This window comes from Thalassobaculum sp. OXR-137, assembly GCF_034377285.1.
Classification (GTDB): domain Bacteria; phylum Pseudomonadota; class Alphaproteobacteria; order Thalassobaculales; family Thalassobaculaceae; genus Thalassobaculum.
Genome location: NZ_CP139715.1, coordinates 4,630,234 through 4,656,829, shown reverse-complemented (window position 1 = coordinate 4,656,829; position 26,596 = coordinate 4,630,234). Strand labels below are relative to the sequence as shown.

The 26,596-nt window shown below is 64.4% G+C and carries 31 protein-coding genes and 1 tRNA gene; 20 read left to right on the top strand and 12 right to left on the bottom strand.

The window, feature by feature from the left end; genetic code table 11:
- Nucleotides 1-2: 2 nt before the first annotated feature.
- The 3 genes from T8K17_RS21615 (at nucleotide 3) to T8K17_RS21605 (ending at nucleotide 1,681) form a co-directional block, all read left to right on the top strand.
- A complete protein-coding gene (locus T8K17_RS21615; protein ID WP_322331804.1) occupies nucleotides 3-443 on the top strand; it encodes a cupin domain-containing protein in 441 nt (146 codons plus the stop codon).
- Between the two features lie 105 nt (nucleotides 444-548).
- Complete coding sequence (locus T8K17_RS21610; RefSeq protein WP_322331803.1) at nucleotides 549-1,067, top strand: PAS domain-containing protein; 519 nt, start codon at nucleotides 549-551, stop codon at nucleotides 1,065-1,067.
- Between the two features lie 98 nt (nucleotides 1,068-1,165).
- Entirely contained in the window at nucleotides 1,166-1,681 is a 516-nt protein-coding gene (locus tag T8K17_RS21605; protein ID WP_322331802.1) for a hypothetical protein, read from the top strand.
- Nucleotides 1,682-1,690: 9 nt separating this feature from the next.
- Here the strand turns inward: T8K17_RS21605 and T8K17_RS21600 are convergent, their stop codons facing one another.
- Nucleotides 1,691-2,947 (bottom strand): flavin-dependent oxidoreductase, encoded by a 1,257-nt coding sequence (locus T8K17_RS21600; RefSeq protein WP_322331801.1) that lies wholly within the window; start codon nucleotides 2,945-2,947, stop codon nucleotides 1,691-1,693.
- 273 nt (nucleotides 2,948-3,220) lie between these two features.
- On the opposite strand from T8K17_RS21600, the gene T8K17_RS21595 reads away from it, so the two are divergent.
- The 3 genes from T8K17_RS21595 to T8K17_RS21585 all read left to right on the top strand — a co-directional run bounded on the left by T8K17_RS21595 (nucleotide 3,221) and on the right by T8K17_RS21585 (nucleotide 5,444).
- Entirely contained in the window at nucleotides 3,221-3,832 is a 612-nt protein-coding gene (locus T8K17_RS21595) for an RNA polymerase sigma factor (protein ID WP_322331800.1), read from the top strand.
- Nucleotides 3,829-4,155, top strand: coding sequence for an anti-sigma factor family protein (locus tag T8K17_RS21590; RefSeq protein WP_322331799.1), 327 nt, complete (start codon nucleotides 3,829-3,831; stop codon nucleotides 4,153-4,155). Before T8K17_RS21595 ends, T8K17_RS21590 begins: the two co-directional genes overlap by 4 nt.
- A gap of 119 nt (nucleotides 4,156-4,274) precedes the next feature.
- Nucleotides 4,275-5,444: an MFS transporter gene (locus T8K17_RS21585; protein ID WP_322331798.1), complete on the top strand. Its 1,170-nt coding sequence runs from the start codon at nucleotides 4,275-4,277 to the stop codon at nucleotides 5,442-5,444.
- A gap of 26 nt (nucleotides 5,445-5,470) precedes the next feature.
- Here T8K17_RS21585 and T8K17_RS21580 read toward each other — a convergent pair whose 3' ends face one another.
- Nucleotides 5,471-5,779 (bottom strand): hypothetical protein, encoded by a 309-nt coding sequence (locus T8K17_RS21580; RefSeq protein WP_322331797.1) that lies wholly within the window; start codon nucleotides 5,777-5,779, stop codon nucleotides 5,471-5,473.
- A 360-nt stretch (nucleotides 5,780-6,139) separates the two neighbouring features.
- Between T8K17_RS21580 and T8K17_RS21575 the strand changes: the two genes are divergently transcribed.
- Nucleotides 6,140-6,478, top strand: a complete 339-nt coding sequence (locus T8K17_RS21575) for a hypothetical protein (RefSeq protein WP_322331796.1) — start codon at nucleotides 6,140-6,142, stop codon at nucleotides 6,476-6,478.
- A gap of 4 nt (nucleotides 6,479-6,482) precedes the next feature.
- Here T8K17_RS21575 and gcvA read toward each other — a convergent pair whose 3' ends face one another.
- On the bottom strand, nucleotides 6,483-7,385 hold the full coding sequence (gene gcvA, locus T8K17_RS21570) for a transcriptional regulator GcvA (RefSeq protein WP_322331795.1): 903 nt from the start codon (nucleotides 7,383-7,385) through the stop codon (nucleotides 6,483-6,485).
- Nucleotides 7,386-7,518: 133 nt separating this feature from the next.
- Here gcvA and T8K17_RS21565 point away from each other — a divergent pair, with 133 nt between their 5' ends.
- The 5 genes from T8K17_RS21565 (at nucleotide 7,519) to T8K17_RS21545 (ending at nucleotide 10,163) form a co-directional block, all read left to right on the top strand.
- Complete coding sequence (locus tag T8K17_RS21565) at nucleotides 7,519-8,361, top strand: phytanoyl-CoA dioxygenase family protein (protein ID WP_322331794.1); 843 nt, start codon at nucleotides 7,519-7,521, stop codon at nucleotides 8,359-8,361.
- Between the two features lie 219 nt (nucleotides 8,362-8,580).
- Nucleotides 8,581-9,123, top strand: a complete 543-nt coding sequence (locus tag T8K17_RS21560; RefSeq protein WP_322331793.1) for a hypothetical protein — start codon at nucleotides 8,581-8,583, stop codon at nucleotides 9,121-9,123.
- A gap of 10 nt (nucleotides 9,124-9,133) precedes the next feature.
- Complete coding sequence (locus tag T8K17_RS21555) at nucleotides 9,134-9,592, top strand: Fur family transcriptional regulator (RefSeq protein ID WP_416153145.1); 459 nt, start codon at nucleotides 9,134-9,136, stop codon at nucleotides 9,590-9,592.
- A 13-nt stretch (nucleotides 9,593-9,605) separates the two neighbouring features.
- The gene (locus tag T8K17_RS21550) at nucleotides 9,606-9,806 is read left to right on the top strand and encodes a hypothetical protein (RefSeq protein WP_322331792.1); all 201 of its coding nucleotides are present in this window, start codon (nucleotides 9,606-9,608) and stop codon (nucleotides 9,804-9,806) included.
- Between the two features lie 168 nt (nucleotides 9,807-9,974).
- Nucleotides 9,975-10,163, top strand: a complete 189-nt coding sequence (locus T8K17_RS21545; RefSeq protein WP_322331791.1) for a hypothetical protein — start codon at nucleotides 9,975-9,977, stop codon at nucleotides 10,161-10,163.
- A gap of 145 nt (nucleotides 10,164-10,308) precedes the next feature.
- On the opposite strand, the gene T8K17_RS21540 is transcribed toward T8K17_RS21545, so the two are convergent.
- From T8K17_RS21540 to T8K17_RS21525, 4 genes are all read right to left on the bottom strand, one after another.
- Nucleotides 10,309-11,097: an SDR family NAD(P)-dependent oxidoreductase gene (locus T8K17_RS21540; protein WP_322331790.1), complete on the bottom strand. Its 789-nt coding sequence runs from the start codon at nucleotides 11,095-11,097 to the stop codon at nucleotides 10,309-10,311.
- Entirely contained in the window at nucleotides 11,090-12,376 is a 1,287-nt protein-coding gene (gene hisD / locus T8K17_RS21535; protein WP_322331789.1) for a histidinol dehydrogenase, read from the bottom strand. Before hisD ends, T8K17_RS21540 begins: the two co-directional genes overlap by 8 nt.
- A gap of 96 nt (nucleotides 12,377-12,472) precedes the next feature.
- Entirely contained in the window at nucleotides 12,473-13,489 is a 1,017-nt protein-coding gene (locus T8K17_RS21530) for a phytanoyl-CoA dioxygenase family protein (RefSeq protein ID WP_322331788.1), read from the bottom strand.
- A gap of 327 nt (nucleotides 13,490-13,816) precedes the next feature.
- Complete coding sequence (locus T8K17_RS21525; protein WP_322331787.1) at nucleotides 13,817-14,752, bottom strand: LysR family transcriptional regulator; 936 nt, start codon at nucleotides 14,750-14,752, stop codon at nucleotides 13,817-13,819.
- A 153-nt stretch (nucleotides 14,753-14,905) separates the two neighbouring features.
- Here T8K17_RS21525 and T8K17_RS21520 point away from each other — a divergent pair, with 153 nt between their 5' ends.
- From T8K17_RS21520 to T8K17_RS21510, 3 genes are all read left to right on the top strand, one after another.
- Nucleotides 14,906-15,178: an RSP_7527 family protein gene (locus T8K17_RS21520; RefSeq protein WP_322331786.1), complete on the top strand. Its 273-nt coding sequence runs from the start codon at nucleotides 14,906-14,908 to the stop codon at nucleotides 15,176-15,178.
- A gap of 150 nt (nucleotides 15,179-15,328) precedes the next feature.
- Nucleotides 15,329-15,853: an antitoxin Xre/MbcA/ParS toxin-binding domain-containing protein gene (locus T8K17_RS21515; RefSeq protein WP_322331785.1), complete on the top strand. Its 525-nt coding sequence runs from the start codon at nucleotides 15,329-15,331 to the stop codon at nucleotides 15,851-15,853.
- The gene (locus tag T8K17_RS21510) at nucleotides 15,850-16,347 is read left to right on the top strand and encodes an RES family NAD+ phosphorylase (protein ID WP_322331784.1); all 498 of its coding nucleotides are present in this window, start codon (nucleotides 15,850-15,852) and stop codon (nucleotides 16,345-16,347) included. Before T8K17_RS21515 ends, T8K17_RS21510 begins: the two co-directional genes overlap by 4 nt.
- Before the next feature lie 12 nt (nucleotides 16,348-16,359).
- Here T8K17_RS21510 and T8K17_RS21505 read toward each other — a convergent pair whose 3' ends face one another.
- Nucleotides 16,360-16,938 (bottom strand): XRE family transcriptional regulator, encoded by a 579-nt coding sequence (locus T8K17_RS21505; protein WP_322331783.1) that lies wholly within the window; start codon nucleotides 16,936-16,938, stop codon nucleotides 16,360-16,362.
- Nucleotides 16,939-16,990: 52 nt separating this feature from the next.
- Between T8K17_RS21505 and T8K17_RS21500 the strand changes: the two genes are divergently transcribed.
- From T8K17_RS21500 to T8K17_RS21485, 4 genes are all read left to right on the top strand, one after another.
- The gene (locus T8K17_RS21500) at nucleotides 16,991-17,698 is read left to right on the top strand and encodes a hypothetical protein (protein ID WP_322331782.1); all 708 of its coding nucleotides are present in this window, start codon (nucleotides 16,991-16,993) and stop codon (nucleotides 17,696-17,698) included.
- Nucleotides 17,695-18,840: an aminotransferase class I/II-fold pyridoxal phosphate-dependent enzyme gene (locus tag T8K17_RS21495; RefSeq protein WP_322331781.1), complete on the top strand. Its 1,146-nt coding sequence runs from the start codon at nucleotides 17,695-17,697 to the stop codon at nucleotides 18,838-18,840. The genes T8K17_RS21500 and T8K17_RS21495 overlap by 4 nt, the downstream gene beginning before the upstream one ends.
- Before the next feature lie 204 nt (nucleotides 18,841-19,044).
- Nucleotides 19,045-19,136 (top strand) — tRNA-Ser (locus T8K17_RS21490).
- A 307-nt stretch (nucleotides 19,137-19,443) separates the two neighbouring features.
- A complete protein-coding gene (locus tag T8K17_RS21485; RefSeq protein WP_322331780.1) occupies nucleotides 19,444-19,785 on the top strand; it encodes a hypothetical protein in 342 nt (113 codons plus the stop codon).
- 48 nt (nucleotides 19,786-19,833) lie between these two features.
- Here the strand turns inward: T8K17_RS21485 and T8K17_RS21480 are convergent, their stop codons facing one another.
- The 4 genes from T8K17_RS21480 to T8K17_RS21465 all read right to left on the bottom strand — a co-directional run bounded on the left by T8K17_RS21480 (nucleotide 19,834) and on the right by T8K17_RS21465 (nucleotide 25,208).
- Entirely contained in the window at nucleotides 19,834-21,024 is a 1,191-nt protein-coding gene (locus tag T8K17_RS21480) for a serine hydrolase (protein ID WP_322331779.1), read from the bottom strand.
- Between the two features lie 148 nt (nucleotides 21,025-21,172).
- Nucleotides 21,173-22,183, bottom strand: coding sequence for an LLM class flavin-dependent oxidoreductase (locus T8K17_RS21475; protein ID WP_416153144.1), 1,011 nt, complete (start codon nucleotides 22,181-22,183; stop codon nucleotides 21,173-21,175).
- Between the two features lie 926 nt (nucleotides 22,184-23,109).
- Entirely contained in the window at nucleotides 23,110-24,450 is a 1,341-nt protein-coding gene (locus tag T8K17_RS21470; protein ID WP_322331777.1) for a HAMP domain-containing sensor histidine kinase, read from the bottom strand.
- Between the two features lie 32 nt (nucleotides 24,451-24,482).
- Complete coding sequence (locus T8K17_RS21465) at nucleotides 24,483-25,208, bottom strand: response regulator (protein ID WP_322331776.1); 726 nt, start codon at nucleotides 25,206-25,208, stop codon at nucleotides 24,483-24,485.
- 431 nt (nucleotides 25,209-25,639) lie between these two features.
- Here T8K17_RS21465 and T8K17_RS21460 point away from each other — a divergent pair, with 431 nt between their 5' ends.
- Complete coding sequence (locus T8K17_RS21460; RefSeq protein ID WP_322331775.1) at nucleotides 25,640-26,464, top strand: MipA/OmpV family protein; 825 nt, start codon at nucleotides 25,640-25,642, stop codon at nucleotides 26,462-26,464.
- The last annotated feature ends 132 nt before the right edge of the window (nucleotides 26,465-26,596 follow it).

Genomic DNA, 26,596 nt, shown 5'->3' with positions numbered 1-26,596 from the left:
TCATGACGGTGATGGAAGCGGGGATCACGCCCGCCGGTGAAGGGGTGGACGGCGTCGTCTGGTCGATCCTGGGCCAGACCTACAAGCCGAAGCAGGAAAGCGAGAGCTGCTTCACCTTCGAGACCCTGTTCCCGCACGGCACCTTCGTGCCGCCGCATATCCACGCCGCCCAGGACGAGTTCATCTACATGCTCGACGGCACCTTCGATCTGGTGCTGGACGGCCGGAAGGCGCAGGCGGTGACCGGCGACCTGATCCACATGCCGATGGGCATCCCGCACGGGATCTTCAACAACTCCGGCAAGGACGTGAAAGCGCTGTTCTGGGTCTCGCCGGCCCGATCGCTCCGCCAGCTCTTCGAGAAGATCCACAACGTCGCCGATCCGGCCGAGGTCGTGCGTCTGGCGGCCGAATACGAGGTTGAGTTCCTGCCGCCGCCCTGATCACGGGAACTTTCCCTGGAAAATTTAGGGAATATGACCGATCTAAAATCGTATACGATCTCGACATAACGTTGGTAGAGACGCGTTGATGTAGGCTGATCGTATATGACGGCGTCGATGAAATGGCCGGAGCAGTTTCTCAACTGGCCGAGTTCCTACGTCTCCTTGCCCATCGAGCAGGTGAGCGACTATCCGTTGCTTGATGCGGCGCTAAAGGTCTGGCGCGACTCTGCGACGGACGGCCTGCCCAGCACCCTGGACCCGCTCGACCTGCCGCCAGCGCTGATCAAAGGCATCAGCCTGCTGTTCTGGGACGAGGACATTGAGGACTGGGTCATCCGCCTTTCCGCCACGCTTCTGGATGACGGCTATGGCCGGTCCATGCGGGGTGAGCGCATGGCGAACGCATTTCGTGCCGATGACGCTCCCGTTATCCGGGATGCGGTGAAGGCGGTGGTCGACAGCGGCCGACCGGACCTCATGCGGCGGGAGTATATGGATCGAGAAGGTCGTGTTTGGTCCTTCGTCCGTCTGGTTCTGCCGCTGAGCAGCGATGGGGGTAAACCCGACAGCTATGCGTTCGTCATAGATCCGGAAGCGTTCGGCCGCCGTATAGATCCTTGATATCGATACCGGGCGGTTCGCTTGTGAAAGCGGAGGAAAGATCAGCTTTGCAACCCATTTCCGAGGATCGCGCGTCTCCGCTTTACGGGCTCTCGCTGATGCCTCTGCACGATTCCGACGAACGCCTGCTGACCATGCCTGGGCTTCATGTGCCCCTGGCACTGGAGGCTGTCGAGGGCTATCCGATCCTCGCCCAGTGCCTGTCGGTCTGGCGCAGGGATGCCGTAGACCGGCTGCCGGTCACCGTTGACCCGGTCGAGATGCCGGTCGAAGCGATCAAGGGCATCAGCCTCATCGAATGGGACCCTCAGATCGGGGATTGGGTCGTGCGGCTGTCGGCCACGCTGATGGACCAGGGGCATGGCCGGTCGATGACCGGTGTGCGGATGCTGGAGACCTATCGGGACGAAGAGTATGCGGGCGTGAGCGAGCGGTTGCAGACAATCATGGACTCCGGCGAACCCGACCTGGCGCGGCGCGAGTTCGTCGGGTCGCGTAACCGGCGCTGGGCCTATGTGCGCCTGATCCTGCCGCTCAGCAGCGACGGGGTGAAGCGGGACCGCTACTGCCTGATCTACGACCCCGCGACCTTCGGCCACCGCATCGGCGTCTAAGCTCGGGCATCAAGCCCGAACGCGGTTGACGTCCGACTGGCTGAACTTGGCCAGGGTCGCGTATCCGCGCACGATAGCCTCCAGCTCTTCCCGGCTCGCCACATCGTCCAGCTTGGCGAACCGCTGGGGCGACCGGCTCTCCACCAGATCGATCACACCTTCCGGGCCGCCGGTCCGGTTGGTGCGCACGATTTCCGCGGTCGTCGGCAGGCGCTCCGCCTCGTAGGCCTTCAGGGCCCCCTCCACATCGCCGTCGCAGGTCGCCAGCAGGGGCGCGAGGCAGCGGGCGTCGAGGATCGCCTGGCTCGCGCCGTTGGAGCCCACCGGGTACATCGGATGCGCGGCATCGCCGAGCAGGGTAACCCGGCCGAAGGACCAGCGCTCGACCGGATCGCGGTCGCACATCGGAAACTCGTAGAAATCGACGGTCTGGGTGATCAGGTCGACCGGGTCGATCAGGTCGAGCTCGAACACGCCGTCCACATACTGCATCACGTCGGCCCGGTCGCCGAGCCGGCTCCAGTTCTCGCGCCGGGGCGGCGGGCGGTTTCCGTCGCCCAGCCGGGCGACCACGGCCCAGTTGATGAGCATCTTACCGGGCGTGTCCGGGTCGTTGTAGATCGGATAGCAGACGAACTTGGCGTTCATGCCGCCGGCGATGATCATCGAGCGGCCGGTCAGGAATGGGTCGCCTTCGACGGCGCCTCGCCACAGCATCAGCCCGTTCCAGCTCGGCGGGCCCTCGTCGGAATAGAAGGTCTCGCGGACCTTGGAATGGATGCCGTCGCAGCCGATCAGCACGTCCCCGGCCGCGGTCACCCGGGTGGCGGTGTCGCGACGCTCGAAGGTGGCGGTGACGGTCGCGCCGTCGTCCTCGAAGCCGAGGAGCTGGTGGCCGGTATGGATATGGTCGTCGCCCAGCCGCTCGCGCACCGCCTCCAGCAGCAGGGCCTGAAGCTTGCCGCGGTGGATCGAGAACTGCGGGAAGTCGTAGCCCGCATCGGTGCCGCGCAGATCGCGCCAGATCTCCTGGCCGAAGCGGTTCTGGTAGATCAACTCGTAGGTCCGGATGGCGACCGCATCGAGCCTTTCCAGCAGCCCGAGATCGGCGAGCTCCTTGATGGCATGGGGCAGGGTGTTGATGCCCACCCCGAGCTCGCGAATCGTCATCGACTGCTCGTAGACATGGGCGTCGATGCCCTGCTCGTGGAGGCTGAGCGCGGTGGCGAGGCCGCCGATGCCGCCACCGATGATGAGTGCTTTCATGCTCGCCCCTCCTTCGCGTCACGCCGCCCCCGGCCGCGGAGCCGACAGTCTTGCCGAGCCCATGCTCCCTGTCACGGCTCACCTGCGCCAGACCCCTCGGTCCGCCCCGAACCTCGGTAACCTTAGGAACAGCCGTCAAGCCATTGCCTTGACCTGAATCAATTCCCCATGATCGGCGGTCCGGATGATCGATGGGCCGAGGCGCGGCGTGCTAGAAGGCGTCCGTCTTGTTGGAAGGTCGGCGCCCGCGGCGTCCGGAGCCGGGAGAAGGGTATGGGGAGCACGGGCGGCGATCCGGCGGACGACAGCGCCCTTGTCGCCGGCTTGCAGGCGGGGGACCGCGCGGCGTTCGAGCGTCTGGTCCGCGATCACGGCGCCCGCCTGCTCGCGGTCGCCCGGCGCATGGTGCGCGACGAGGCGACGGCCCAGGATTGCCTGCAGGACGCGTTTCTCTCCGTGCATCGGGGGATTGCCCGGTTTGAGCCGCACGGTTCGTTTTCCGGGTGGCTGCACCGCATTACCGGCAATGCCTGCCTGATGCGCTTGCGCTCCGCCAAGCGGCTGGCCGAGACTCCGATCGACGACCTGCTGCCGGCCTTCGATGCGGATGGCGTGCGCATGGGCGAGCCGCGCACGGCGCTACGCGATCCGGAGAACGAGTTGGAGGCGGCCCGGATCCGCCGGTTCATGCGGCAGAAAATCGACGAACTCCCAGAGGGCTACCGTATCGTTCTGCTCCTGCGCGACATTGAGGGATACAGCACCCGGGAAGCGGCGGAGATGGTGGGCATCGCGGAGGGAGCATTGAAGGTTCGGCTGCATCGCGCCCGCGCGGCGCTGAAGACGCTGGTCGAGCCGCTTTGGAACGAATTGGAGCGGTCGTGATCACGCGTCGCAAGCTCAGATGGCGTATCCAGCACTGGCTGGAGGCCCGGCTGCCGGGACTGCTGACCTGTACCCAGTTCGAGGCGGTCGTTGATGCCTACATCGACGGCGAACTCGGATCGGTGGCTCGGGCGGCGGTGGATTTCCACACGCGCACCTGTCCCGTCTGCCGGCGCTACCTGACCGCCTACCGCAAGGTCCGGGACCTGGCGGCGGAGACCCTGACGCGGCCGGAGGCCGAGGCGCTGGAGAGCGTCCCCGACGATCTGGTCGCCGCCATCCTCGCCGCCCGGGACGCCGAGCCCGGCGCCGGATCCACCTAGCCTCTTTCCTGCCGCGTCGGGCGTCTAAGGGGGTGCACCGAGCGCCATTGCGTTTGATACTGAACCCTTCGTCGGGGCAGGTTCATCGCAGGGCATAGGTTTTGGAAATCCGCTTCCCCATGTGGCTTCGGGTGGTCGACAAGCCTGGGGCGACCGTTTTCGCGGCCCTGTCGGCGACCGAAGCCTTCTCGCGGGCGCTCGTTGCCGGCGTGATTCCGCTGGAGGCCTACCGGCTCCTCGATTCCGCGCGGAATGTCAGCCTGGCCTATACGGTGATCGGGGTGGTCGCCCTGCTGGCGAGTTTCGCGGTGCCGGTGGTGATCCGGGTGATCCGCCGGAAATGGATCTTCAGCGCGGGTTGCGTCTTCATGATGGCGGCGCCCCTGCTGATGCTGGCGGAAACCGCGATCCCGTTCGTCGGCGCACTGCAGTTCCGCGCCCTGGCGGTGGTCTGCGTCAACATCTCGCTGAACCTCTATATCCTCGACTATATCGCCCGAAAGGACTTCGTGACCGCCGAGCCGCGGCGCCTCGCCTTCATGGGGGTGGCCTGGTTCACCGGGCCGGGCCTCGGCATCTACCTGTACAAGACCTTCGGGCTGGAAGCGGTGTGCGTGCCGAGCGCCATCTTCGCGGTCGTGGCGCTTGCCTATTTCTGGGTGCTGCGGATGCGCGAGGATCCACGGGTCGCCCCGGCCAAGAAGCGTCCCCCCACACCCTGGGCGAATATCCGGCGCTATCTGGCGCAGCCCCGGCTGCGGCTGGCCTGGGCGATCCCGTTCGCCCGGAGCTCCTACTGGGCCGCGTTCTTCGTCTACCCGCCGCTGTATATCGCCAAGTACGGCGGCGACGAGATGCTGTCGGCAATCATGCTGTCGGCCGGGCAGGGGTTGCTGTTCGGCGCTCCGTTGGCGGGGAGGCTGGCGCGGGAACTCGGGATACGGCGGGTGATCATCCTGTCGTTCCTGTTCACCGGATCGGTCTGCATGGTCGCCGGCCTGACCCAGCCGTCGCCGGAGCTCGTGGCGGTGCTGTTCTTCGTCGGATCGGCGGGGGCGATGACCCTGGACGCGCTCGGCAACATCCCGTTCCTGCGCTCGGTCCATGCCTATGAGCGTTCCGAGATGACCTCGGTCTTCCGGACCTATATCGAAGTGTCCCAGCTTCTGCCGGCGGCGGTCTATGCCGTGCTGCTGCTGTATTTCCCGCTTACGGCCGTCTTCGTGGCGCTCGGCGTCCTGCTGCTGGCCACGGCCTGGATCTCGACCTACCTGCCGCGGCGGTTCTGACGCCGCTGCGGCAGCTCGAGTGCTGATCAGCGGCCGCCGGCGACGGCCCGCAGGGTCGGCTGGTCGTTCGCGGCCTCGCCGAGCATGTCGGTGTCGACCGGCTCCAGCTCCATCACCTCGACCGCGAGCACGACATTGTCGGCCACCGGGTTGCTGACCTGGGGGGTGGCGAGGGCGGCACGCTTGGCGTCGCGGTCCTCGCGCATGCTGGACAGGATGGCGGCGGCGATCGGCACCACGGCGCCGATCACGAAAATCACGCACACGATCGCCAGAAGAAGCGGATCAACGCTTCCGGTCTCGGCGAGGTGCAGGTTTTCGGTTCCCTGCGGCATGGCGCGCTTCCTTCTGTCCAGGGCCGGGCTTCTCGGCCGGAATACACATGGCCGAAATGTCGGCCGGAAAACAAAAGTCGGTCCCCGTTTCCGACGACCGACCCGGATCATATAGGACCTTCGTTACCAATCGGTTAGCTTACTTCCGACGTCGATGCTCCGCCGACGACATGGGGTGTCGCATTTACTGTTTTTTCTGTCGCGTTTTTCCGCTAAACGACCCTCGTCACCAAGGCCGGGTCGGCACGGGTCGGTCTCGGTGGCTTACGTACATTTTCGGGATGCGTCGCCTCTGGCCCACGGGCCGGTCGAGCGGCGCTTTTTCGTCCGACGCGCCTGTTGTGGGGGAGGCTCGAGGTCATGGCTATTCGTTTGGCGACTTTGCCGGTCGATGAGGTGAAGGTGCTGGCCGGTGTCGTGGGCTTCCCGCGCTGGGCCGGCGACGTGACCGTGGACGACGCCCTGATCGACCACCATCTGGCCAATGACGACCTGATCGAGCCGGACGACAGCCGCGATCCGAACGCCCCGATCCCGGCGGCCGAGCACGCCGGGCGGGTCGCCTGGCTGGTGCGCCACGTCGCCCGCGACGGCTGCTCCCTGACCCTGCGCGACGGCCGCATCCAGGACGGCAACCACCGTCTTGCCGCCGCCATGTATCGCGGCGACGCGCTGATCCGCGTCTGCTTCATGGATTGAGGCCTCAGGGGGCGGGGGATTTCTCCGCCTCCGCTCTGAGCCAGGCCACCAGTGCCCGGACCTTCGGCATGGCCATCCGGTCCGGCGGCGCCACCAGATGATAGCCCACCCCTTCGTCCACCGGCGCCAGATCGGCGAAGGGCTCGACCAGCGCGCCCGACGCCAGCGCGTCACGGGCCATGACCCGGTTCTCCAGCACCACCCCCAGTCCCTGAACGGCGGCCCGCAGCGAATGCGCCGACTGGGAGAAGCGCAGATTGCGGGCGCCCCGTAGGCCGGCGAGCTTGTGCCGGCGCAGCCAAGCCGTCCAACCGGTCAGGCGCTGGTCTGAATGGATCAGGGTCTGGCGCGCAAGGTCGGCTGGTGTGCGGATGCGGCCGGGTCCTCTCACCAGGGCCGGCGCGCAGAGTGCGACCAGACGTTCCGACACCAGTCGGTGGCTCTCCAACCCGGGCCAGGGGCCGATCCCGTAGCGGATGCTGGCATCCACCGCCTCGCGCCCGTAGTCGATGGGCCGGGAGGTGGCCTCGATCCGCAGGTCGACCTCCGGATGTTGCGTCAGGAACCCGGGCAGGCGCGGCAGCAGCCAGATCTCCGCGAAACTGGCCGGTGCGGTCACCACCAGCGTATCGGCCTGGCCGCGCTCGGCGATCTCGGCGGTGGCGGCCCGCAGGGTCTCGAAGGCCGGGGCGATCTTGGAGAAATAGACCTGCCCCGCATCGGTCAGCAGCAGCCGCCGGTTCAGCCGGTGGAACAGCTTCACCCCGAGCGCCTCCTCCAGAATGCGAAGCTGGTGGGACAGGGCCGACGGGGTAATCGACAGCGCCTCTGCTGCGGCCTTCACGCTCAGCCGCGTGGCCACCGCCTCGAAGGCGCGCAGGGCTGTCAGGGGAGGGAGCGTGTCCATATCGGATCGATATTCCTCAGCCGAATGCTGCAATAGTATCATTTGTCGGCCTGAAACCCGACTCTCATACTGGGTCCAAACATGAGCACCGCTCAGGTGAGGCGGGTGCCGGGACGCGATGAGGGAGAGAAAAATGGGCAAGATGCTCGATCAGGCGGCGATCGACCGCTACCACAGTGACGGCTATGCCTACCCGATCCGGGTCATGGACGCGGCCGATGCCGCGGGGTTCCGCCGGCGCTTCGAGGCATACGAGACCGCCAACGGCGGCTGGTACGAGCTGTCCAAGGGCCAAAAGCTCTACCTTCTGCAGACCTGGGTTTCCGATCTTGTCCAGCACCCCAAGGTGCTCGACGCGGTGGAGGATGTGCTCGGCCCCGACATCCTGTGCTGGGGCACCTCGCTCTTTGTGAAGGATGCGCAGAACCCGAGCTTCGTGTCCTGGCACCAGGACGCCACATACTGGGGCCTGGACCGGCCGGACGTGGTCACCGCCTGGATCGCCCTGTCGCCGGCGACCCTGGAGAGCGGTTGCATGAAGGTGCTCCCCGGCAGCCAGAAATGGGAGCAGATCGAGCATCGCGACACGCTGGCCAAGGAGAACCTGCTGACCCGGGGTCAGGAGATGGCCGTCGAGGTGAACGAGGAGGAGGCGGTGGCCATGCCGCTGGAGCCGGGCGAGATGTCCCTGCACCACGTCCTAGTCGCCCATGCCAGCAAGCCGAACGAGAGCGACGACCGGCGCATCGGCGTCGCCATCCGCTACGTCGCCCCGCATGTGCGCCAGATCAACGGCGACAAGGATTCGGCCCTGCTGTGCCGCGGGACGGACACCCACGGCAACTTCATCCACGAGACCCCGCCGGCGGCGGACATGGACGCGGCCGCCCGCGCCGAACACGCCCGGATCATGGCCTTCCGCCAGGGCGTTCTCTACAAGGGCGTGGCCGGAAAGCCGGCCCATACGGCGGTCTGAGGGATAACCTCATCGCGACGATCCCGGACGGCCGGCCGGTCGGTGCGGGATCGTCGCGGGGGCCCGCCGGAGGTCACGGGAAGGGCCGCTCCGACTCTCCTGTTTCAGCTAACGATAGGGATCGGCTATCGCCGTGATCGGCCTCAACTGTGTTGAGGCAAGCCGTCGGTTGGCGTAGGGTTTCCGGATAGACGCCGATCTCTGTTACAGGACGCGCAGATGGCCTACACATTTGAACAGTTCTGCCAAGACGCCCACGATGCCCTTGCGGCGGATCCGGGGCGCGGCGGCAGGGAGCGGATCCGGGATCTGCTCGAAACCCTCCTGCAAAACGAAGAATTCGTCACCGAGACCTGCGGCCCGCAGGCCGAAATCGGCGTCCATCAGATCTATCGGGATCCGGACTACGATTTCGTCGTGCTGGCCCATATCAACGATGCGCCGCGCCAGTCGCCGCCGCACGACCACGGGTCGTCCTGGGCGATCTACGGCCAGGCGACCGAATACACCGACATGAGCGAGTACAAGCGACTCGACGGTGGCGCCGGCGCCGGCGAAGCGAAGATCGAGAAATTGAAGACCTACCGCCTGACGCCGGGCCATGCCGGCCTATATGACGTGGGCGCGATCCATGCGATCGACTATCCGGCGGGCGCCCGCTTCGTGCGCGTCACCGGAACCGACCTCGCCACCGTTGAGCGGCTCAAGTTCGACGCGAAGGCCGGCAAGGCCGAGGTCATTCAGAGTGTTGGGGCAGGCTGAGGACGGACACGTGGCGGTTCAGATTCCGGTGAAAGACACCGATACCGTGGAAACGCGGATCGAGGATCTGTGCGCCAAGCGCGGATTGCGCATGACCGAGCCGCGCCGGGTGATCGCCCGCGTGCTGTCGGCGGCGGAGGATCATCCCGATGCCGAAGCGCTGTACGACCGGGTGAAGGAGGTCGACCCGACGATCTCCATGGCGACGATCTACCGCACCATGAAGCTGTTCGAGGAGATGGATATCGTCTCCAAGCGGGATTTCGGCGATGGCCGGGCCCGCTACGAGCCGCAATCCGGTCCGGAAGACCACCACCATCACATGATTGATGTTGAGACCGGCGAGGTTCTGGAGTTTTATAACCAGGAACTCGAAGACCTGAAGAAGCGGATCGCCCGCGACCTCGGCTTCGACCTTGTGGACCACCATCTGGAGCTGTTCGGCACCCGCCGGAAGAAACAGCACTGAGTCGGAAGCCATCATGACGGACGTACGAGAGATCGTCGCCTGTAGCCCGAGTGCCGCCTGCCATCAGGCGGTGACGCGTACCTACACTCGGTTGCGCGAGAACGGCGCGGACGAGCGTGTGGCCTTCGAGGCGGCGCAGAAGGTGTATTCCTGGCACCACCCGGAAGTGCCGCGCACCCAGGTTCCCTACGTCATCGCCGACTGGCTGCCCTGAGCGGAATCCTTTCTCGATCCAAATGAATTGTTAACCAAGCCGACTCAAAGCCGGCTTTTCCGTGCTGAATGATGCGCGGACAGCAATGCTGCATTGCAGCATACGCGCTGGAACCGCGCCGGGACCGGGATCATCTTCAGGAAAACCCCCTGAGGAATGGAGAGTCCGGTGGCGATCTATAAGAGCTACTACAAGGTCAAGTATCACGACGAGTACCAGGTCCGCTGGTCCGTCGAGCAGCAGAATGCCGTAAACGAGCTCGCCGGCCGTCCGGCCCGTGCCGTGTCCGGCACCGTGGGCGCTGTCTATGGCGGAACGATCGCCGGCAGCGACGCCGAAGCCGACCGCCGGGGCTGAGCGGCGCCCGGCATATCCCATACCGTCATCCCGGTGTGTCCCCGGACGTGGTCCGGGGCACGGCCGGGACCCATGGTTTGCTAAGGCGCCCGGTCCTGGGCAGCCCGGGGTCTCCCGGGATGACGGGACGGGGGTGAAACCGCCTTCAGCGTGCCGTCCAGCCGCCGTCGACCATGACCGACGACCCGGTCACCGAGCCCGAGGCCGGCGAGATCAGGTAGAGCGTCGCAGCGGCCACATCCTCCAGCTGCCCCAGCTCCCCCAGCGCGAGGCGGGACAGGGTATCCGCCTTGAAGGCGGGGTCCTCGAAGAAAGGCCGGGTCAGCGGCGTCTCCACGAAGGTCGGGCAGACCGTGTTCACCCGGATGCCGTGGCCGCCCAGATCCCAGGCCATCGCCTTGGTCAGCCCCTCCACCGCGTGCTTGCCGGCGCAGTAGACGGTCCGGTTCGGCGCGCCCACATGGCCCATCTGCGACGACATGTTCACGATCGTCCCCTTGATCCCGGCGGAGATCATCCCCGCCGCCACCGCCTGGGCGACGAAGAAACAGGCGCGCACGTTCACCCCGAACAGCCGGTCGTAGGTCTCCACCGACACCTGGGTGAACGGCTCCGGCTGGTTCGAACCGGCATTGTTCACCAGCCCGTCCACCGGTCCGATCCGCTCGAGGGCCGCCCGCGTACCCTCGATATCGGTGACGTCCTGCACCACCGTCTCGGCCGAGCCGCCCTGCGCCTCGATCTTCGCCTTCACCCGCTCCAGCGGTTCGGCGGAGCGGCTCAGCAGGATCACATGGGCGCCGGCCTCGGCGATCGCCTCGGCGCAGGCCGCTCCCAGCCCCTTGCCGGCGCCGGTGACCAGCACCCGCCTGCCGTCCAGCCGGAAGCGGTGGGCGACCCGGATCGGCCGGTCGTCTCCGCTCTGCTCAGGCATTCTTACCCCCATAGCGGCGCACGCGGATATCGGCCTGCTCCTTGTGTCCGGCGAAGCCCTCCAGGGCGCAGAGCCGCGAGCACACCTCGCCGACCTTCACGCTGGCCTCGTCGGTCAGCACCCGCTGGTAGGTGCAGGTCTTCATGAACTTGCCGACCCAGAGGCCGCCCGTGTACCGCGCCGCCTTCATGGTCGGCAGGGTGTGGTTGGTGCCGATCACCTTGTCGCCGTAGGACACGTTGGTGCGCGGGCCGAGGAACAGGGCGCCGTAGTTTGTCATGGTGTTCAGGAAGAAATCGTCGTCGGCGGTCATGATCTGCACATGCTCGCTGGCGATCTCGTCGGCGACCTTGGCCATCTCCGCCAGATCCTCGCAGACGATCACCTGGCCGTAGTCGCGCCAGGCCTGGCCGGCGATCTCGGCCGTTGGGAGCGACTTCAACTGGCGCTCCACCTCGGCCATCGTGTCCTTCGCCAGCTTCTCGGAGTTGGTCACCAGGATGGCCGGGGAGGTCGGCCCGTGCTCGGCCTGGCCCAGCAGATCGACGGCGCAGATCTCGCCATCCACGGTCTCGTCGGCGACGATCAGGGTCTCGGTGGGGCCGGCGAACAGGTCGATGCCGACCCGGCCGAAGAGCTGCCGCTTGGCCTCGGCGACGAAGGCATTGCCCGGCCCCACCAGCATGTCGACGCCGCCGATGGTCTCGGTGCCGAGCGCCATGGCGCCGACCGCCTGGATCCCGCCGATGCAGTAGATCTCGTCCGCCCCGCCCAGATGCTGGGCGGCGACGATCGCCGGGTTCGGACGGCCCTGATAGGGCGGGGCGCAGGTGATGATGCGCTTCACCCCGGCGACCTTGGCGGTCACCACGCTCATATGGGCCGAGGCGACCAGCGGGTACTTGCCGCCCGGCACGTAGCAGCCGACCGCGTTGACCGGGATGTTCTTATGGCCGAGCACGACGCCCGGCATGGTCTCCACTTCGATGTCCTGCAGGGCCGCCTTCTGGTGCTCGGCGAAGCTGCGGATCTGGGTCTGGGCGAAGCGGATGTCCTCCAGATCGGCCGGGTCGAGCTCGGCCAGCGCCTGCTCGATCTGCGCGTCGCTCAGCTTGAAGCTGTCGGGCGACCACTTGTCGAACTTCTCCGACAGCTCGCGCACGGCGGCATCGCCGCGCTTGGCGATATCCGCCAGCGTCGCCTCAACGACGGCGCGCACCTTGGCGTCGTCCTCCTGGCGTTCCTCTTCAGAGCGGGCGGTCTTCAGCCAGCGGGCCATCGTCGTCTTCCTCCACGAGTCTCGATTTGTTGTGGAGGACGGTGCCCCTGCGGCGGCGGGATTTCAACCGCCTATCGGCGGCCGATCGCGCCCCGATCAGGGCCGCATCGGCCGGCCTTCGTCAAAGCCATGGGTGATATAGTGCTTGTAGGCATCCACCTTGGCCTGCGCGACGTCCGGATTGGCCGCCAGATAAGCCTTGGCGTCGAAATCCTCCTTGGCGACGAGGCCGGAGGTCTCGTTCGTGAGGTGCGACATTGACGCGGTGTAGTCGTGATAGCAGACGCATCCCTCCGCAAAATAGTGGCAGACCAGCGCCTTGCGGCTCCATTGCCGGTCCCGGCGGGGCGAGCCGCCATGCAACAGGTTGGCGTGCCAGATCAGGACGTCGCCCTTCTTGGCGTCGAAATAGGTCGGTTCCAACCCGTTGGTTTCGATCAGGTTCTGGACATAGGGTTCATACTGGTTGTGATAGGCGACGTAACTGGCCTGTCCATCCTCGACGCTGATACCGATCTTGCCGGAGAAGGCGTAGTCCAGCTTGTGGGAGCCCGGGTAGTAGACCAGCGGTCCGGAATCGTCGTGGATATCCTCGAAGGCGAGCCAGGTCGCCGCCAGATAGCCCAGCGGATAGGTCGTCATGTGGATTGAATCCGAATGGGCGAGCTGCTGCGACCCCTTGTGACCCATGATCGTCTGGAAGGGCAGGGCGGAGACGCCCAGCAGCATGCTGATCACTTTGAGAATGTGCTCGTCGCACAGCAGAGCGTCGATCGCCGGCACTTTGAAATGCGGGTTCAGCACACGGCCCGGCAGCCCGGCCTCTGCTTCCTGACCGCGGTCCTCCACCGGCACCACGGTCCCACTGTCGATGGCCGCCTCGTAGTCGTGCCAAGCCTGTTCCAGCTGCTGGTCCGGAAAGGCGCCCTTGAGGATCACGTAGCCGTGCTCCCGCCAGTATCGGCACCACTCCGCCTCCTGGCGGGTAATCTCGCCGGTCGCAAGCTTGGCGTCGATCTGCGTCTCGGCATCGTCGCGGTCGAGCCATGGCACGGGGCCGGAACTCGGGAAATGCTCGGCGCGTGGGATCGGGATGGCCGTCGGGTCGATCATGACGTCCGGCTTAACCGGCGGAAAGCCCGGCGCGGACCGACGCAGCCGAGGCCGTTGCGATGACGCTGGCTCTGGCCCTGTCCTTCCACGACCGAGGCGCCGGGCGACGGCGCGGCGCACGGATGAAAGCAAAGTCATGGAGCCCCTCCCGAGTGTTCCTAGAAACGTCGGCCGGGCATTGAAAAACTATACGTGTGAGTATCCGGATACTATAGCCAGACCTTCTATAGGGTGAAAAATTTTATGGAATAGGTCAACCCGCAGCTCGACCTTCGCGCAGGCGGAATCCGCCGGCGCCTTCGATTCGCTACAGCCCTGTTGCGCGCCTTACTCCGCCGCGTCGCGGCCGCGCGTCGGGGTGCGGTCGAGCCAGTAGGGGCGGGGGCCGTACATCTCCACCAGATAATCGACGAAGGCGCGGACCTTCGGCGACAGGTGGCGGTTGGAGGGGTAGACCGCGTAGATCGGGACATCCTCGCTGACTAGGTCGTCGAGCACGGAGACCAGCTTGCCGTCCTGAAGATACTCACCGGCCACATGGGCGGCGAGCATGGTCAGGCCGGCCCCGGACAGGGCCAGGGCGAGGATCGAATCGCCGTGATTGGTGGCGATCAGGCCGCGGGCGCGGAACACCCGCTCTTCGTTGTCGACCTTGAAGTGCCAGTCGTTGATCGGGTTGCCCGGCTGCAGGGTGATCAGGGCGTGATCGGACAGGTCCTCCGGCTTCGCCGGCATGCCCCATTTCTCCAGATAGTGCGGCGAGGCCACCAGCTTGCGGTGGTTCGGCGCGAGCTTGCGCGCGATCAGCGAGCTGTCCTTGAGCTGGGCGATCCGGATGGCGAGGTCGACGCCTTCCTCGACCAGGTCGACCAGCCGGTCGGCGACCAGGAGCTGCACCTGCACCTCCGGGAAGCGGTCGATGAAGCCCGGCAGGTGCGGAGCGACATGGCGGTGGGCGAAGGTCGAGGGGGCTGTGATCTTCAGCAGCCCGCGCGGCGAGCTGTGGGCCGTGGTCACCGCCGCCTCGGCCTCGTCCACATCGGCGAGGATCCGCTTGCACCGTTCGTAATAGGCGGAGCCGACTTCGGTCAGGCTCACCCGGCGCGTGGTGCGGTTCAGCAGCCGCACGCCCAGCCGATCCTCCAGCGCCGAAAGCTGCTTGGAGACCACCGACGGCGACAGGTTCATGTGCCTTGCAGCGCCCGCCAGGCTGTTGTTCTCCACAACGGCCGCGAAAATCGACATTCCGGTCAGTACGTCCATGGCGGAACCATCCCCTTACCCGTCCAGAATTAATTCATCCGGAGCATGAATTCGGTGCCATCTTACTTAATTAAAGACCCGCTGAAAAGTTTTACATCTCGATCTCACAACGGCGCCGGGAGGATCTCCAGCGACCGATATACGGAGGTAGAGATGACCAGCATCGACACAAGGCATGCCCATCTTGGCGCGATTGCGACCGGAACGACCGATACGGCCGACGGCGCTCGTTGGACAACGGCCACCCTCTCGCCCAAGGCCATCGACCAGGCCGTTCTCCATGGCCGGCGCCTGCGCGCCCAGGCCTTTGCCAAGGCCGCGTCCGGCATCGGCGCCTGGGTCGTCGCCACAGTCCGCTCGGCGCTCGGCCGTCGCGCCACCAACAAGCTGGGCTGCGGCGAATGCGGCGACATGATGCGGGCGTGATGGCTTGTGAGGGCCATGGTTCAGGCTATTCCCATCAAACTCTGCAACAGGACGGCGATTGCAATTGCCGTCCGTGGTGATCGCCCGCTTAAGCCCTAGCGTTTCGCTCTCATTGTATTCTTCCGCCATGTGTCGTAGTTTGAGCGACACATGGCGGAAGGTGTTTCGATGGCGGCCGCAACAGATATTGATCTCGGTTTGGAGGACGCGGTCCGCAGCCCTGGCGCGGACGAGACGGTCCGAGCCTATCGATTGCTGGGTGGGCCGAAGGTCACCAAGCATCCGGTTCACACTGCGTTGGATGCGCACGATCTGATCGTCCGGGGGCTTCCTTCCACATCCCTTCTTCATCTGGTCGAGGCGGTCACCATCCTCGCCACTGGCGACGTCCTGAACAAGGCGATCGGCATCAGCATCCGGACTTTGCAACGGCGCAAATCGGACGCGAAGAAGAAGACGCTCTCGCCGGAACAGAGTAGCCGGGCATGGCGCTTTGCGGAGATCATCGCCCAGGCGACCGATGTCATGGGCAGCCAGGATGCTGCGGAAGCCTGGATGCTGGAGCCGGCGATCGGACTTGAGAACCGCCGCCCAATCGATCTCCTGGCATCCGCTGCCGGTGCGGAGGCGGTGCAGGACCACCTGACACGGCTGGAGTACGGGGTCTACGTATGACTCCTCTGCCGCCGCCGCTCGGATCCGGAGAAATTCGGTTCTGGCGGCTGGATCAGCGACGGCATGCGGAGACATGGGACGCTGGCGAAGGCGCGTATCGCGTCGGCGGCCGCTGGAACTCGAAGGGCGTTCGCGCGGTCTATACGTCGCTTGATCCCTCCACGGCGATCATCGAGGTGGCCGTGCATAAGGGGTTCAAGGTGTTGGATACCACGGCCCATATCCTGACAGCGGCGCGGGTGATCGATCCCTCCGTCATCCGGGTGGTCGAACCGGACGAGTTCCCGAACCCGAACTGGCTCGTGCCGGGCGCGCATGGTCCGGGCCAGCAGGCGTTCGGCAACCGGCTCCTGCAGGACCATCTGTTTGTACTGGTTCCATCCACGGTCTCCCGCCATAGCTGGAATCTGATCTTCGCTGCCGAGCGGGCCAAGGGTTACTTCGACGACGTGCGGCAGGAGCGATTTGCCCTGGATCCGAGGCTGCATACCTGAGCTGCGCCCGGGTCACCGGGCCCGGCGCACCATCATCGCCAGGACGTAGCGGCAGGTCTCGTCGCCGTCGTTGCGATAGGCGTGGCGGCTGGCGCCGTCGTAATAGATCGCATCGCCCGCCTCCAGCCGGTAGGGGACGTCGTCCAGGGTCACCGTCAGCGTTCCGGCTTCCACCAGCAGGTATTCGTGCGAGCCGGGCGGGTGCGGGCCGTATTCGCCGGTATCCACTTTAGGCGGCACGGTGGTCTGCATCATCTCGAACTCGACGCCGGGCACGACCGGAGAGAGGATCCGCCGGGTCCAGCCGCCGGGGCCGGGCACGACGACCTGGTCGCCGGCGCGCAGCACCACCGCGCGGGCCGGGCTCTCGTCCTCCACCAGCCGGGAAATGGAGGTCTCCAGCCCGGTGGCGATCCGGTGCAGGACCAGCACCGTCGCCGCTTTCTCGCCGCGCTCGACCGCGGACAGCATGCTGACGCTGATCTCAGCCCTCTCGGCAAGCGCGGCCAGGGTCAGGGACTGGACCTTGCGCATGGCTCGGATACGCTGGCCGAGCGCGATCAGGTCGAGGGCGGGATCGTCTCTTGTCATTGATTCCTCATTAGTGAAATATATCATCACTATCGAGGAATTCGAGGCGCAAATGCGCGGACGCAAACCGAAATTCAGGCATGTGCGGGGGCGGGACACGGCGTTCCAGTCGCTGCTCGGCCACAATGGCGGCCCGCCGCTGCCCTCGGCAGCGAGCTGGAATGCGTTCTGCTGGCGCAAGGCGGCCGCCAAGTCGCGCAAGACCCCGTCGCGCGAGGTCTTAGCGATCCGGATGCGCCGGGCCGCGGAACTGGGGCTTGATTATAGGACCTACGCCGCCGTGCTGGCCGATGGCGGCACCACGCCCCGCACGCTCGTGGTGATGCTGTCCCGCGCCGTCGTCGCCTATGGCCCGTTCGGCCCCCAGGTGAGCCTCGACGGGCTCCTGTCGCTGCAGAGTGCGGTATCCGACAAGCTCGCTGGCCTAAGCGGGCCGCAGATCGTGCTGATCGCGCCCGCCCCTGGCGGCGGCCCGGCCCGCGATGCGGTGTCGACGGCCCTGGACCGGACCGTGCGCGTCGCCGGCTGGCCCACCGCCGCGTCCGGGGTGCTGCCGGCCGCGCCGCCGGGGGAGGTCGCCGCCTGGCTGTGCGACCTGCTGACCGCTGCCGGCCTCTCGCCGCGCACCGCCCTGCTGATCGGCGAGCCGGAACCCTATCAGGACATCGTGACCCGGGCCCGTCTGCTCGGCCTTCTCCCGACACGGCGCTATTTCGATCTGCCGTCCCCGGCATCAAAGCCTCAAGGAACGCCTTCATGAAGACCAACAGACCGCTCGCCCCCGAAACCCTCGCCGCCCAGGCGCTCGGGTTCATCGATCCGGAGAACGGCGCCCTGGTGCCGCCGATCCACAGTGCGACGACCTTCGAGCGCCCGCCGGGCGGCATCGTCGGGCCCGGCTACAACTACACCCGCACCGACAACCCCACCTATGCCCAGGTCGAGGCGCTGCTGGCGCGGCTCGAGGGCGGGGCGGAGGCGCTGGTCCTGGCCTCGGGCATGTCGGCGGTGACGGCGCCCTTCCTGGCGCTCGGACCGGGCGACCATGTGGTGGTGCAGGACGTGCTGTACTGGGGCGTGCGCGCCTGGCTGAACGACTTCGCCACCCATTGGGGGCTGAAGGTGCAGTACGTGTCGGCCGGCGACCTGGACGCCCTGCGCGGCGCCATGCGGCCGGGCGAGACCAAGCTGGTCTGGGTCGAGACCCCGGCCAACCCGCTGTGGAACGTGGTCGACATCGCGGCGGCGGCCGAGATCGCCCATGCGGCCGGCGCCCGGCTGGCGGTCGACAGCACCGTCGCCACCCCGGTGCTGACCCGGCCGTTGGAGCACGGGGCCGATCTGGTGATGCACTCGGCGACCAAGTTCCTCAACGGCCATAGCGATGTGCTGGCCGGCGCCCTGATCACCGCCCGCGACGACGAGTTCTGGCAGCGCATCCGCATGGTCCGCAAGGACCTAGGCATGGTGATCGGCCCGCACGAGGCCTGGCTGCTGCTCCGCGGCATGCGCACCCTGCATATCCGCGTGCGCAAGGCCTGCGAGAACGCCCTGGCTATCGCCGAGGCGATGCAGGCCCATCCCAAGATCACGCACGTTCTTTATCCGGGCCTGCCGGACCATCCGGGCCACGTGGTGGCTAGGCGGCAGATGCAGGGCGGCTTCAGCGGCATGCTGTCGATCCGGGTGGCCGGCGGCAAGGAGGCGGCCCTGGAGACAATGCGCCGGATGGCGGTCTTCACCAGCGCCACCTCGCTCGGCGGCACCGAGAGTCTGGCCGAACACCGGCGTTCGACCGAGGGACCGGATTCGCCGGTGCCCGACGACCTGATCCGCCTGGCGGTGGGCATCGAGGCCACGGAGGACCTGATCGAGGACCTTACCCAGGCGCTCGATTTCTGAGCGGCGTCACGGCGGCGTCACGGCGGCGGGCGAGGGGCCGCGGGGCCGGCTGCGGTTCGGCGGGAGCCAGGATTGCCGCCATGCGGGTCGGCTCGGTCGGGCGGATGTCGCACGGCGCTTGACGGGGGCCATCGGCGGCCCGTAGAAGAGGCGCGCATACGCCGTGCGGGGGTCGGGAAACCGGCCCTCGAACGCCCTCCCGGCGGAGGGGTGGCCGAGTGGCTGAAGGCGGCGGTTTGCTAAACCGTTATAGGGGGAAACCCCTATCGTGGGTTCGAATCCCATCCCCTCCGCCAATTCCTTCTTTAGTCACTTGAAAATAAAGAGAAACTCTAGGGTGATAGGGCAATCTCCCTATTTGTCCCCTTGTGTCGGTTGGCTTAAGCGCTTTGTCGACAGTCTGCGATGATCTGCTCTTCGCTGAACCGACTGCGCTTCATCTGATCCGTCTCCTGCTCGGCGCCAGCCTCTACTCAAATCTGGAGGAATTTGCGAGCTCAGGTGAGCGTGAGCCGCCCTAAGAACGCCAACGTCAGCCATCGGAGTCCGCGTAGAGATGTGGCAAGGTCCATAGAATCCTACCCGCAACGTTAGGACATCGTCATGGCGCGCTTGAACCCCGTTGAACTTCGGGAGTTTTTGTTCGGAAAGACCCTGAATTGTTACGATCCCGAAAGTCGTGCGCATATATCGACCGCGCAGTACGGGGTGGACGGTGTTTGTCGGATGACGTTTTCGGACGGAACCGAGGACGCGGGTGTGTTTGGTCTGATCGATGACCTCTACTGGACCCAGTACAAGCAGTTCCGGTCGGGAACCTTGAACCACTTCTATCTTGAGTGGATATCGCCGCAGATGGCGCAGGCATTTCACAGCGATGGGCGCCGTGCGTTCCTGCAAACGCCTCTATCGGCGCCCGAAATTGGAGCGCTTGAAAGCCGTTGAAGGTCTGGCTTCCCTTTAAGGGGGACGGCCTCCATGGCGATCACTCGTTCACCCACGTAAGGCTTCCACGATTGCCCTGACCGCCCGGAGTGTGAGGTCGTTGCGCTCTTCGTCAATCGGGGCCGCTTGCGAGGAGACCTTGGCGATCACGACCTGGTTCGTGCGGTCGACGAACAGGTTCTGGCCGTGAACCCCAAAGCCAAAGAGGAGCGGGGCCGGGCCGTCCTGCACGTACCATTTGCTGCGGTACCGCATCGGCGCTCTTCGGAACAACTCGACGAAATCGCCTTCATTCCAGGCGTCGGGATCGCCGCCGGAAATCAGGTCATCGATCCATTCGGCGGGGATGATCTGCTGGCCATCGCGGCTTCCGCCCTGCAGCAGCAGCTGTCCGACCCTGGCGAGGTCGCGCACCGTTGTGCAGACGCCGCCCGCACACCGTGGCGCACCGAGCCGGTCGACCGTGATGTAGGCGCTGCGCTCCGCGCCCATGGGGCGCCAGAGGCGGTCGGACATGAGGTCGGCGTAGCGTTGGCCGCTCGCGCGCTCGATGACCCAGCCGAGCAGGTCGGTGTTGGGGGAGACATAGTGGAAGCGTCCGTTGTGCGGGCCGTCCGGCGCGGTCATGGAGGCGTAAAAGCTTCGTAGGTCGGACGGTCGCTCTCCTGGGTCGAGCGGGTTCCAGTTCTGCGCTTTGCGGTAGGCGATGATTGCGCCGGAGGTTGCCAGATAGTTCTCGTCGAATTCGACACCGGCCCGCATGTCGAGCAGATGGCGAACGCTGGCCCCTTTGTACGCCGTGTCGGCGATCTCGGGAACGTAGTCGGCCACAAAGGCGTTCGGATCGAGACTGCCGTCCTCTATCAGGATACCGGCAATCAGGCCGAGAAGCGATTTCGACACCGACATGAGGATATGCGGGGTGAAGGCGTCCATGCCATTGGCGTAGCTCTCGAAGACGATGTGGCCGTCATGCAGGATGACGATGCCATCGGTATCGGTCGCCGCCAGGAACTCGGTCAGCGACCCCGCGCCTTCTACGGCGAGTTGATCGAGATCGCGCGATGCGGTCGGCAGGGCTGCGACAGACTCGGGATCGTTGGGAATATCGGCCGAGGGCACGATCTCCCGCACGTGGTGAAAGGCCCAGCGGTTATAGGGAGCCGTCCGCCAATTCGACAAGTCCACCTGTGTCTCCGGAGACGGTGGAAAGCCCTGCATCAGGCGGGTTTTGGACATGTCGGCTCCTTTCGGCTGCACCGGCGGGCCATAGCCTATCCTCCCAACGCCGTACCGTCTCGCAGATCAGGTCCAGAGCCGGCCTGGCGAGAAGAGTCACCCCGTCATGACGTCGCTTGTGTTGCGGGACTCGCGGAGAGTCGCCGCCCTATGGGGTCGTCAGCCCCAGTTTCACGGCCAGCAGGGAGTAGCTGTCGCGGCGCGCCTGCTCGTCGTGGGTCCAGGTGACGATGGCCAACTCATCGACACCCGTCCGAGCCGCCAACTCGCGGATGCGATCGGCGACGCTGGGAGCCGCGCCAACGAAGGCGGTGCGGCGCAGCTCTTCGATGCGCGCGCGTTCGGCGTCGGTATACTCATAGCCCATCGCGAGGTCCGGCGGATCCAGCGGCAGATACAGGCCGCGGTCCCGGTAAAGCTGCCAGCGGGCACGGGAGCTGTAGTGATATTGCGCTTCTTCGTCGGTACCGGCGGCCAGCGCCCAGACACAGATTCCAGCATTCGGGGTCGGATGCCGGACGCTCGGCTTGTAGGTCTCGCGGTAGATGTCCAGGGCTTCCTGACCGCCTCTGCCGTCGGTGAAGAACCAGGCGAAGCTGTACGGAAGCCCGAAATGCGCCGCGACCTGTGCGCCGTAGGTCGAGCTGCCGAGAATCCAAATCTCCGGCGCGGTGTCGCCCTTGGGCATGGCTTCGACCACCCGGAAGGGATGGTTCTCTGCCAGCGGTTCGCCGTGAACCCAGGCCATCAGGTCGGCCACGTCGTTCGGGAACTGCGCCGGCCGCTCGTTCGCCAGCGGGTTCAGGGCGAAGGCGGTCCGGCCGTCCGATCCCGGCGCGCGCCCGAGCCCGAGGTCGATGCGGCCCGGCGCCAGAGCGTCGAGCACCCGGAACTGCTCCGCGACTTTCAGCGGCGCATAGTGCGGCAGCATCACCCCGGCGCTGCCGACCCGGAGACGGGTCGTCTGCGTGGCGATCGCGGCGATCAGGATTTCCGGTGCGGTGCCGACAATCGTCGGGTGGCTGTGATGCTCGGACACCCAGAACCGGTGATAGCCAAGAGTGTCGCAGTGTCTGGCAAGGGCCAAGGTATCGCGGATCGCGGCCCCCTGCGGGCGGCCGCTGGCAGCCACTGACTGGTCCAGAATTGATATGCGCACGGGGCGGGTCACTCCAGCTGTCGGGCAGGGCGTGCCGGGCGGGGTCAGGTCGAAATTGACCGCCTTATCCGAGGTTTTCGGACGGCACGCGCATCATTAGGCATTCCCTGCCATGAAGTCACGGACATGCCGCAGTGCGAGCTCGATCTTCCGGGCGTTCTCCTTTCAGGGGCAGAGGCTGGCCGGCGCGTTTGGTGCGAGCAGGGGCGTTTCCATTGCCGTCGCATACGGATGCGCTGGTCTGTCGTCGGGCATGACCTGAGCGCCTGGTTGCCTGCGGTTATTGGTCGAGTCCGGCACCACCCAGGAGACGGATCAGATGGAGCGCAGTCGGTTCATTGAAGCGCCGATCAGCGCGATTTTGCGTGAACAGAATGCTGGTCAGTGAGCGCGGATGAATCTCCCCTGAGTTCAGGAGACGCCGCAATCGACTCCGGATCTTGGTCCCTGATGACGCGGAACGCTTCTCCGATACTCAGAGAACGTTCCCTCTTCCAGGGAGCAGGAACGCGTCCCCAGAGCTAATTTCGGTAAGGCCTGCGTCGACCGCCAATTTTCTTTGAAATTTTTAGATTTTAAGAAGAAAAATTAATTATCTACATAATAGAATCCGGAATAATTATTTGATAATAAATATTGATCCATGATAGATGCCTGTATAGATCCATCGATCTTAGTATATGTTTCAGATATTTTCGTATCAGGGGGAGGTATATTATTTTTCTCTAGTAATTTTTTAGAATTTATTAAAAATGGAGGCAAAAACAAGAATCTCTTTCAAGTAAATGAGGAGCACATAGTCTCGAGGGGAGGCTCCAACGGTGACGTCTGCCGATGCGGTGGGACGGGCTCTACTAAACCAAGCTCCCTACCAGGTGCTGTGTCTCTTCCTTGCCGCAAATTCACGCAAGAAGCTGTTTCCGAAGTTAATGGCTAATAATCTGACCCGGCAACCAGATCCCTATTCTCAACCCATTATGCATGTTGGTTGCCCGTATGGTTCCGCCGTGCTTATGGACGATCGTCCGTGCTATCGACAGGCCGAGGCCCACATTTCCGGCCTCCGTGTTTCTGCCTTCGTCGACCCGGAAAAATGGCTCGAAGATATCGTCGAGCATCTCATCCGGCACACCCGGCCCCTCGTCGATGATCTCGATCGCAATGCCATCGTCATCTGGACCGACGGCCAAATGGACCTTGCTTCCGTAATTGACGGCGTTGTCGAGCACATTTCGAATGGCACGTCGCAATGACACCGGCCGGCAGAGATAGCTGTAGGTCCGCAGATTTGTAGAAAAGGCCACCCCGGGGAACTCTCTTGAGAGAGTCAATAGGGTCTCGACGAGATCGATCGTCTCGCTTCTCTCTTCCTGGACCTCCTGTCTGGCGAAAGCCAGGCTGCCTTCGACCATCGAGCCCATGTCCTGAAGCGTCTGGATCATCTCGGACTTGAGTTCTGGATCCTTGATGAATTCCGCTCTCAGTCGGAGGGAGGTGATGGGTGTCCGCAGGTCGTGACTGACGGCCGCCAGCATTTTCGTTCGGTCTTCGACAAATCGGCTGAGGCGTTCCTGCATCGTGTTGAACGCGATCGTCGTGGATCTGAGCTCGTCCGGCCCCGCCACCTCGATATATCCGACGGCCTCACCTTGGCCAAAACGTTCGGCAGCCAAAGACAATTGCCGCAATGGCGCCGTGATGCGTTTAACGATGATCGTGACGATCAGCAGGATGCCAATGAGCGTCAGGCCGGCGGACAGAATGACCGGCAGAAGAATCACCAGTTCGTCGACCGGCGACAAAACCCTGGCGTTCAGCCACTCCGTCTCATTCAGTTGCACCGAAACGTAATCAATCGGGCAGGTGATTCCTTGATCGGATGGCGCTTCCGCAATAAGGCAGTCTCCAATTTTCTTCGCGAACCAGAACTCCCAGACGCTCAAGGACGACACCGTATTATCGGTGGCGAATATAGGTATCCCGGATAGAGCGGCCGGGATGCGCGCAACACTGTCATCCGGAATGTCGAACCTGTGCTGAGTAAGCGGAAGATCATCAATGTGAAACTGAATATCCGGATCGCTCGTCGCTCTTAAGAGTTTCTCGCGTTCTGCTCCCGATGTCGTCCGCCCGATTTCATAAGCAGTCGCGACTTCCTCGATGACCATTCTGACCTGCTGTTCCTGGATACCTTCATCCGTCTTGACGTAGAAGACGACGAGGATGATGGCTTGAGACAGCAGCACGGTACCGATGATCAGAATCATCAGTTGTCCGGCAATCGTTCTGTGAAGTTTTCTCATCGGCGGGCAACGTCCAGAGTGAACATGTAACCGCCACCCCACACCGTTTTGATGATCTCGGGGTTTTTGGAATCCGCTTCGATTTTCTTGCGAAGTCTGCTGACCTGGTTATCGATCGACCTGTCGAACACATTGGCCGCGCGGCTGCTGACCATATCGAGCAACTGATCGCGCGAGAGCACCATCTTCGGATGGTCGAGAAAGGTCATTAGGAGCCTGAACTCCACCGTACTCAGCGCCGTTTCCTGATCGCCGTTCTCTTTCCTGAGGACCTGCCGGTCTACGTCGAGCACCCAGGTCCCGAAACCGATCTGACCCGCTTCAATTCCCGAATACTGCTTGGGTAGGCTGTGTACGCGTCGCAGCACGCCCTTGATCCGCGCCAGGAGCTCACGGGGGTTGAAGGGTTTGGTCAGGTAATCATCCGCGCCGATCTCCAGTCCGACAATTCGGTCGGTCTCACTGGCCACGGCTGTCAGCAGAATGACCGGTATGTCACGGGTCTCCCGTATCCGCCTGCAGATCTCCAGCCCACCTTCGCCCGGCATCAGGATGTCGAGGACGATCAGGTCGATATACGCTGCCTTAACGACAGCATCCATCTCGGCACCATTGGCGGCCATGGAGACCCGAAACCCGTTCTCGCCGAGATACTTCGCCAAGGGCTCGCGGATATTCCTGTGGTCGTCGACGACTAGGATGTGAGGATTCTTCGGCAGCATTGCGTTCAGAATCTCCAATCACCTCACTGCGTCGAGCTACGGACATTCGGATAATCAATTTGGCCGCGTCTCAAAAGCAGGAATATGTATAAAAGTATGCCAAGACCTTTACCTGGCACGGTTTTTTACAAAATCCGGCCGAGCCGGAGTAATCGTTCGGACCGTTCGCCACAGGAACGCGGGTGCGCGGTTTCGATTGGCGCCCAGGTCGGCGGAACTCGTGCCGCATGAGCCGCGCTCGATCGCCCGTTGGGAAATTCGCAGGATCGCCAAGCGCTGCCGAGACGCTGTTCTCCGGGCCATCGAAGCGCATAGGCTCTGTCACACTTTTTTACAACTTTACGGCCTTCCTGGCATACGCGTGTGAAATGTCGCCCCCAGACTGCCCAGCATCGAGACCTGAACGTCAAAGCTGAATGAGGGGCTAGGACATGAACTACATGGTTTGTCGCAACGGCGTCGCGGCCGGACTGCTGATGGCGAGCGTTGCACTCCCCGGGGTTGCGTCGGCCCAAGACGATTGGGAGTTCGTGATCGGAGCCGGCGTGGGATATGGATCCAAGTACGAGGGCTCCGACGAGATGGAGGCCATGTTCCTTCCGGTCGTCGACGTCACTTGGAAGGACACGGTGTATCTTTCGACGGAAGATGGATTGGGTGCCGTCGTTTACGACGACAACAATTTCACCGTGAATGTCGGCTTCAACTACGACTGGGGGCGCGAGGAAAGCGACAGTTCCGACCTGAGAGGGCTCGGTGATGTCGATGGTGCGGTAACCGCAAACCTGAGCCTCGAATATGACATCGGCCCCGTGACCCCGTTCCTCGAACTGACCCGGCATCTCGGCGGCACCAACGGGCTGGAAGCGTCCTTCGGTGTCGAAACCATGATCCCCGTGAGCGCCTTCATGGGTAGCGAGTCCGGGTCAAATGGAATGCGGTTGGGCGACGAAGGCGAGAGCGGACCGGCGTTCCTGGCGGGCCTATCGTCGACTTGGTCCGACGACAAATACATGAAGAACTATTTCGGCGTGAACTCGACGCAGTCGGCGCGCTCTGGCCTGCAGCAGTACACAGCAAAGTCTGGCCTCAAGTCGGTCACTGCGGAACTCGGCTTCCTGTATCCCGTCAACGAGAACTGGGAAGTCATGACCATGGTCGAATACAGCCGCTTGATCGGTGACGCGGCCGATAGTCCGATCAGCAAGGACGATGGTGTTGTCTTCGGCGGGTTGACCGTTTCCTACAAGTTCTGAGCGATCAGGGCGGGTCAGCCGTTGACCCAATGCCGCCTCACCGATCAGCAGCGATGCATGCCTCTTTACGCAAGCGTGAGCGGCAAAGGTTCGGAGCTGCGCTGACCCCAACGTCTATGGATCCAATCGCAG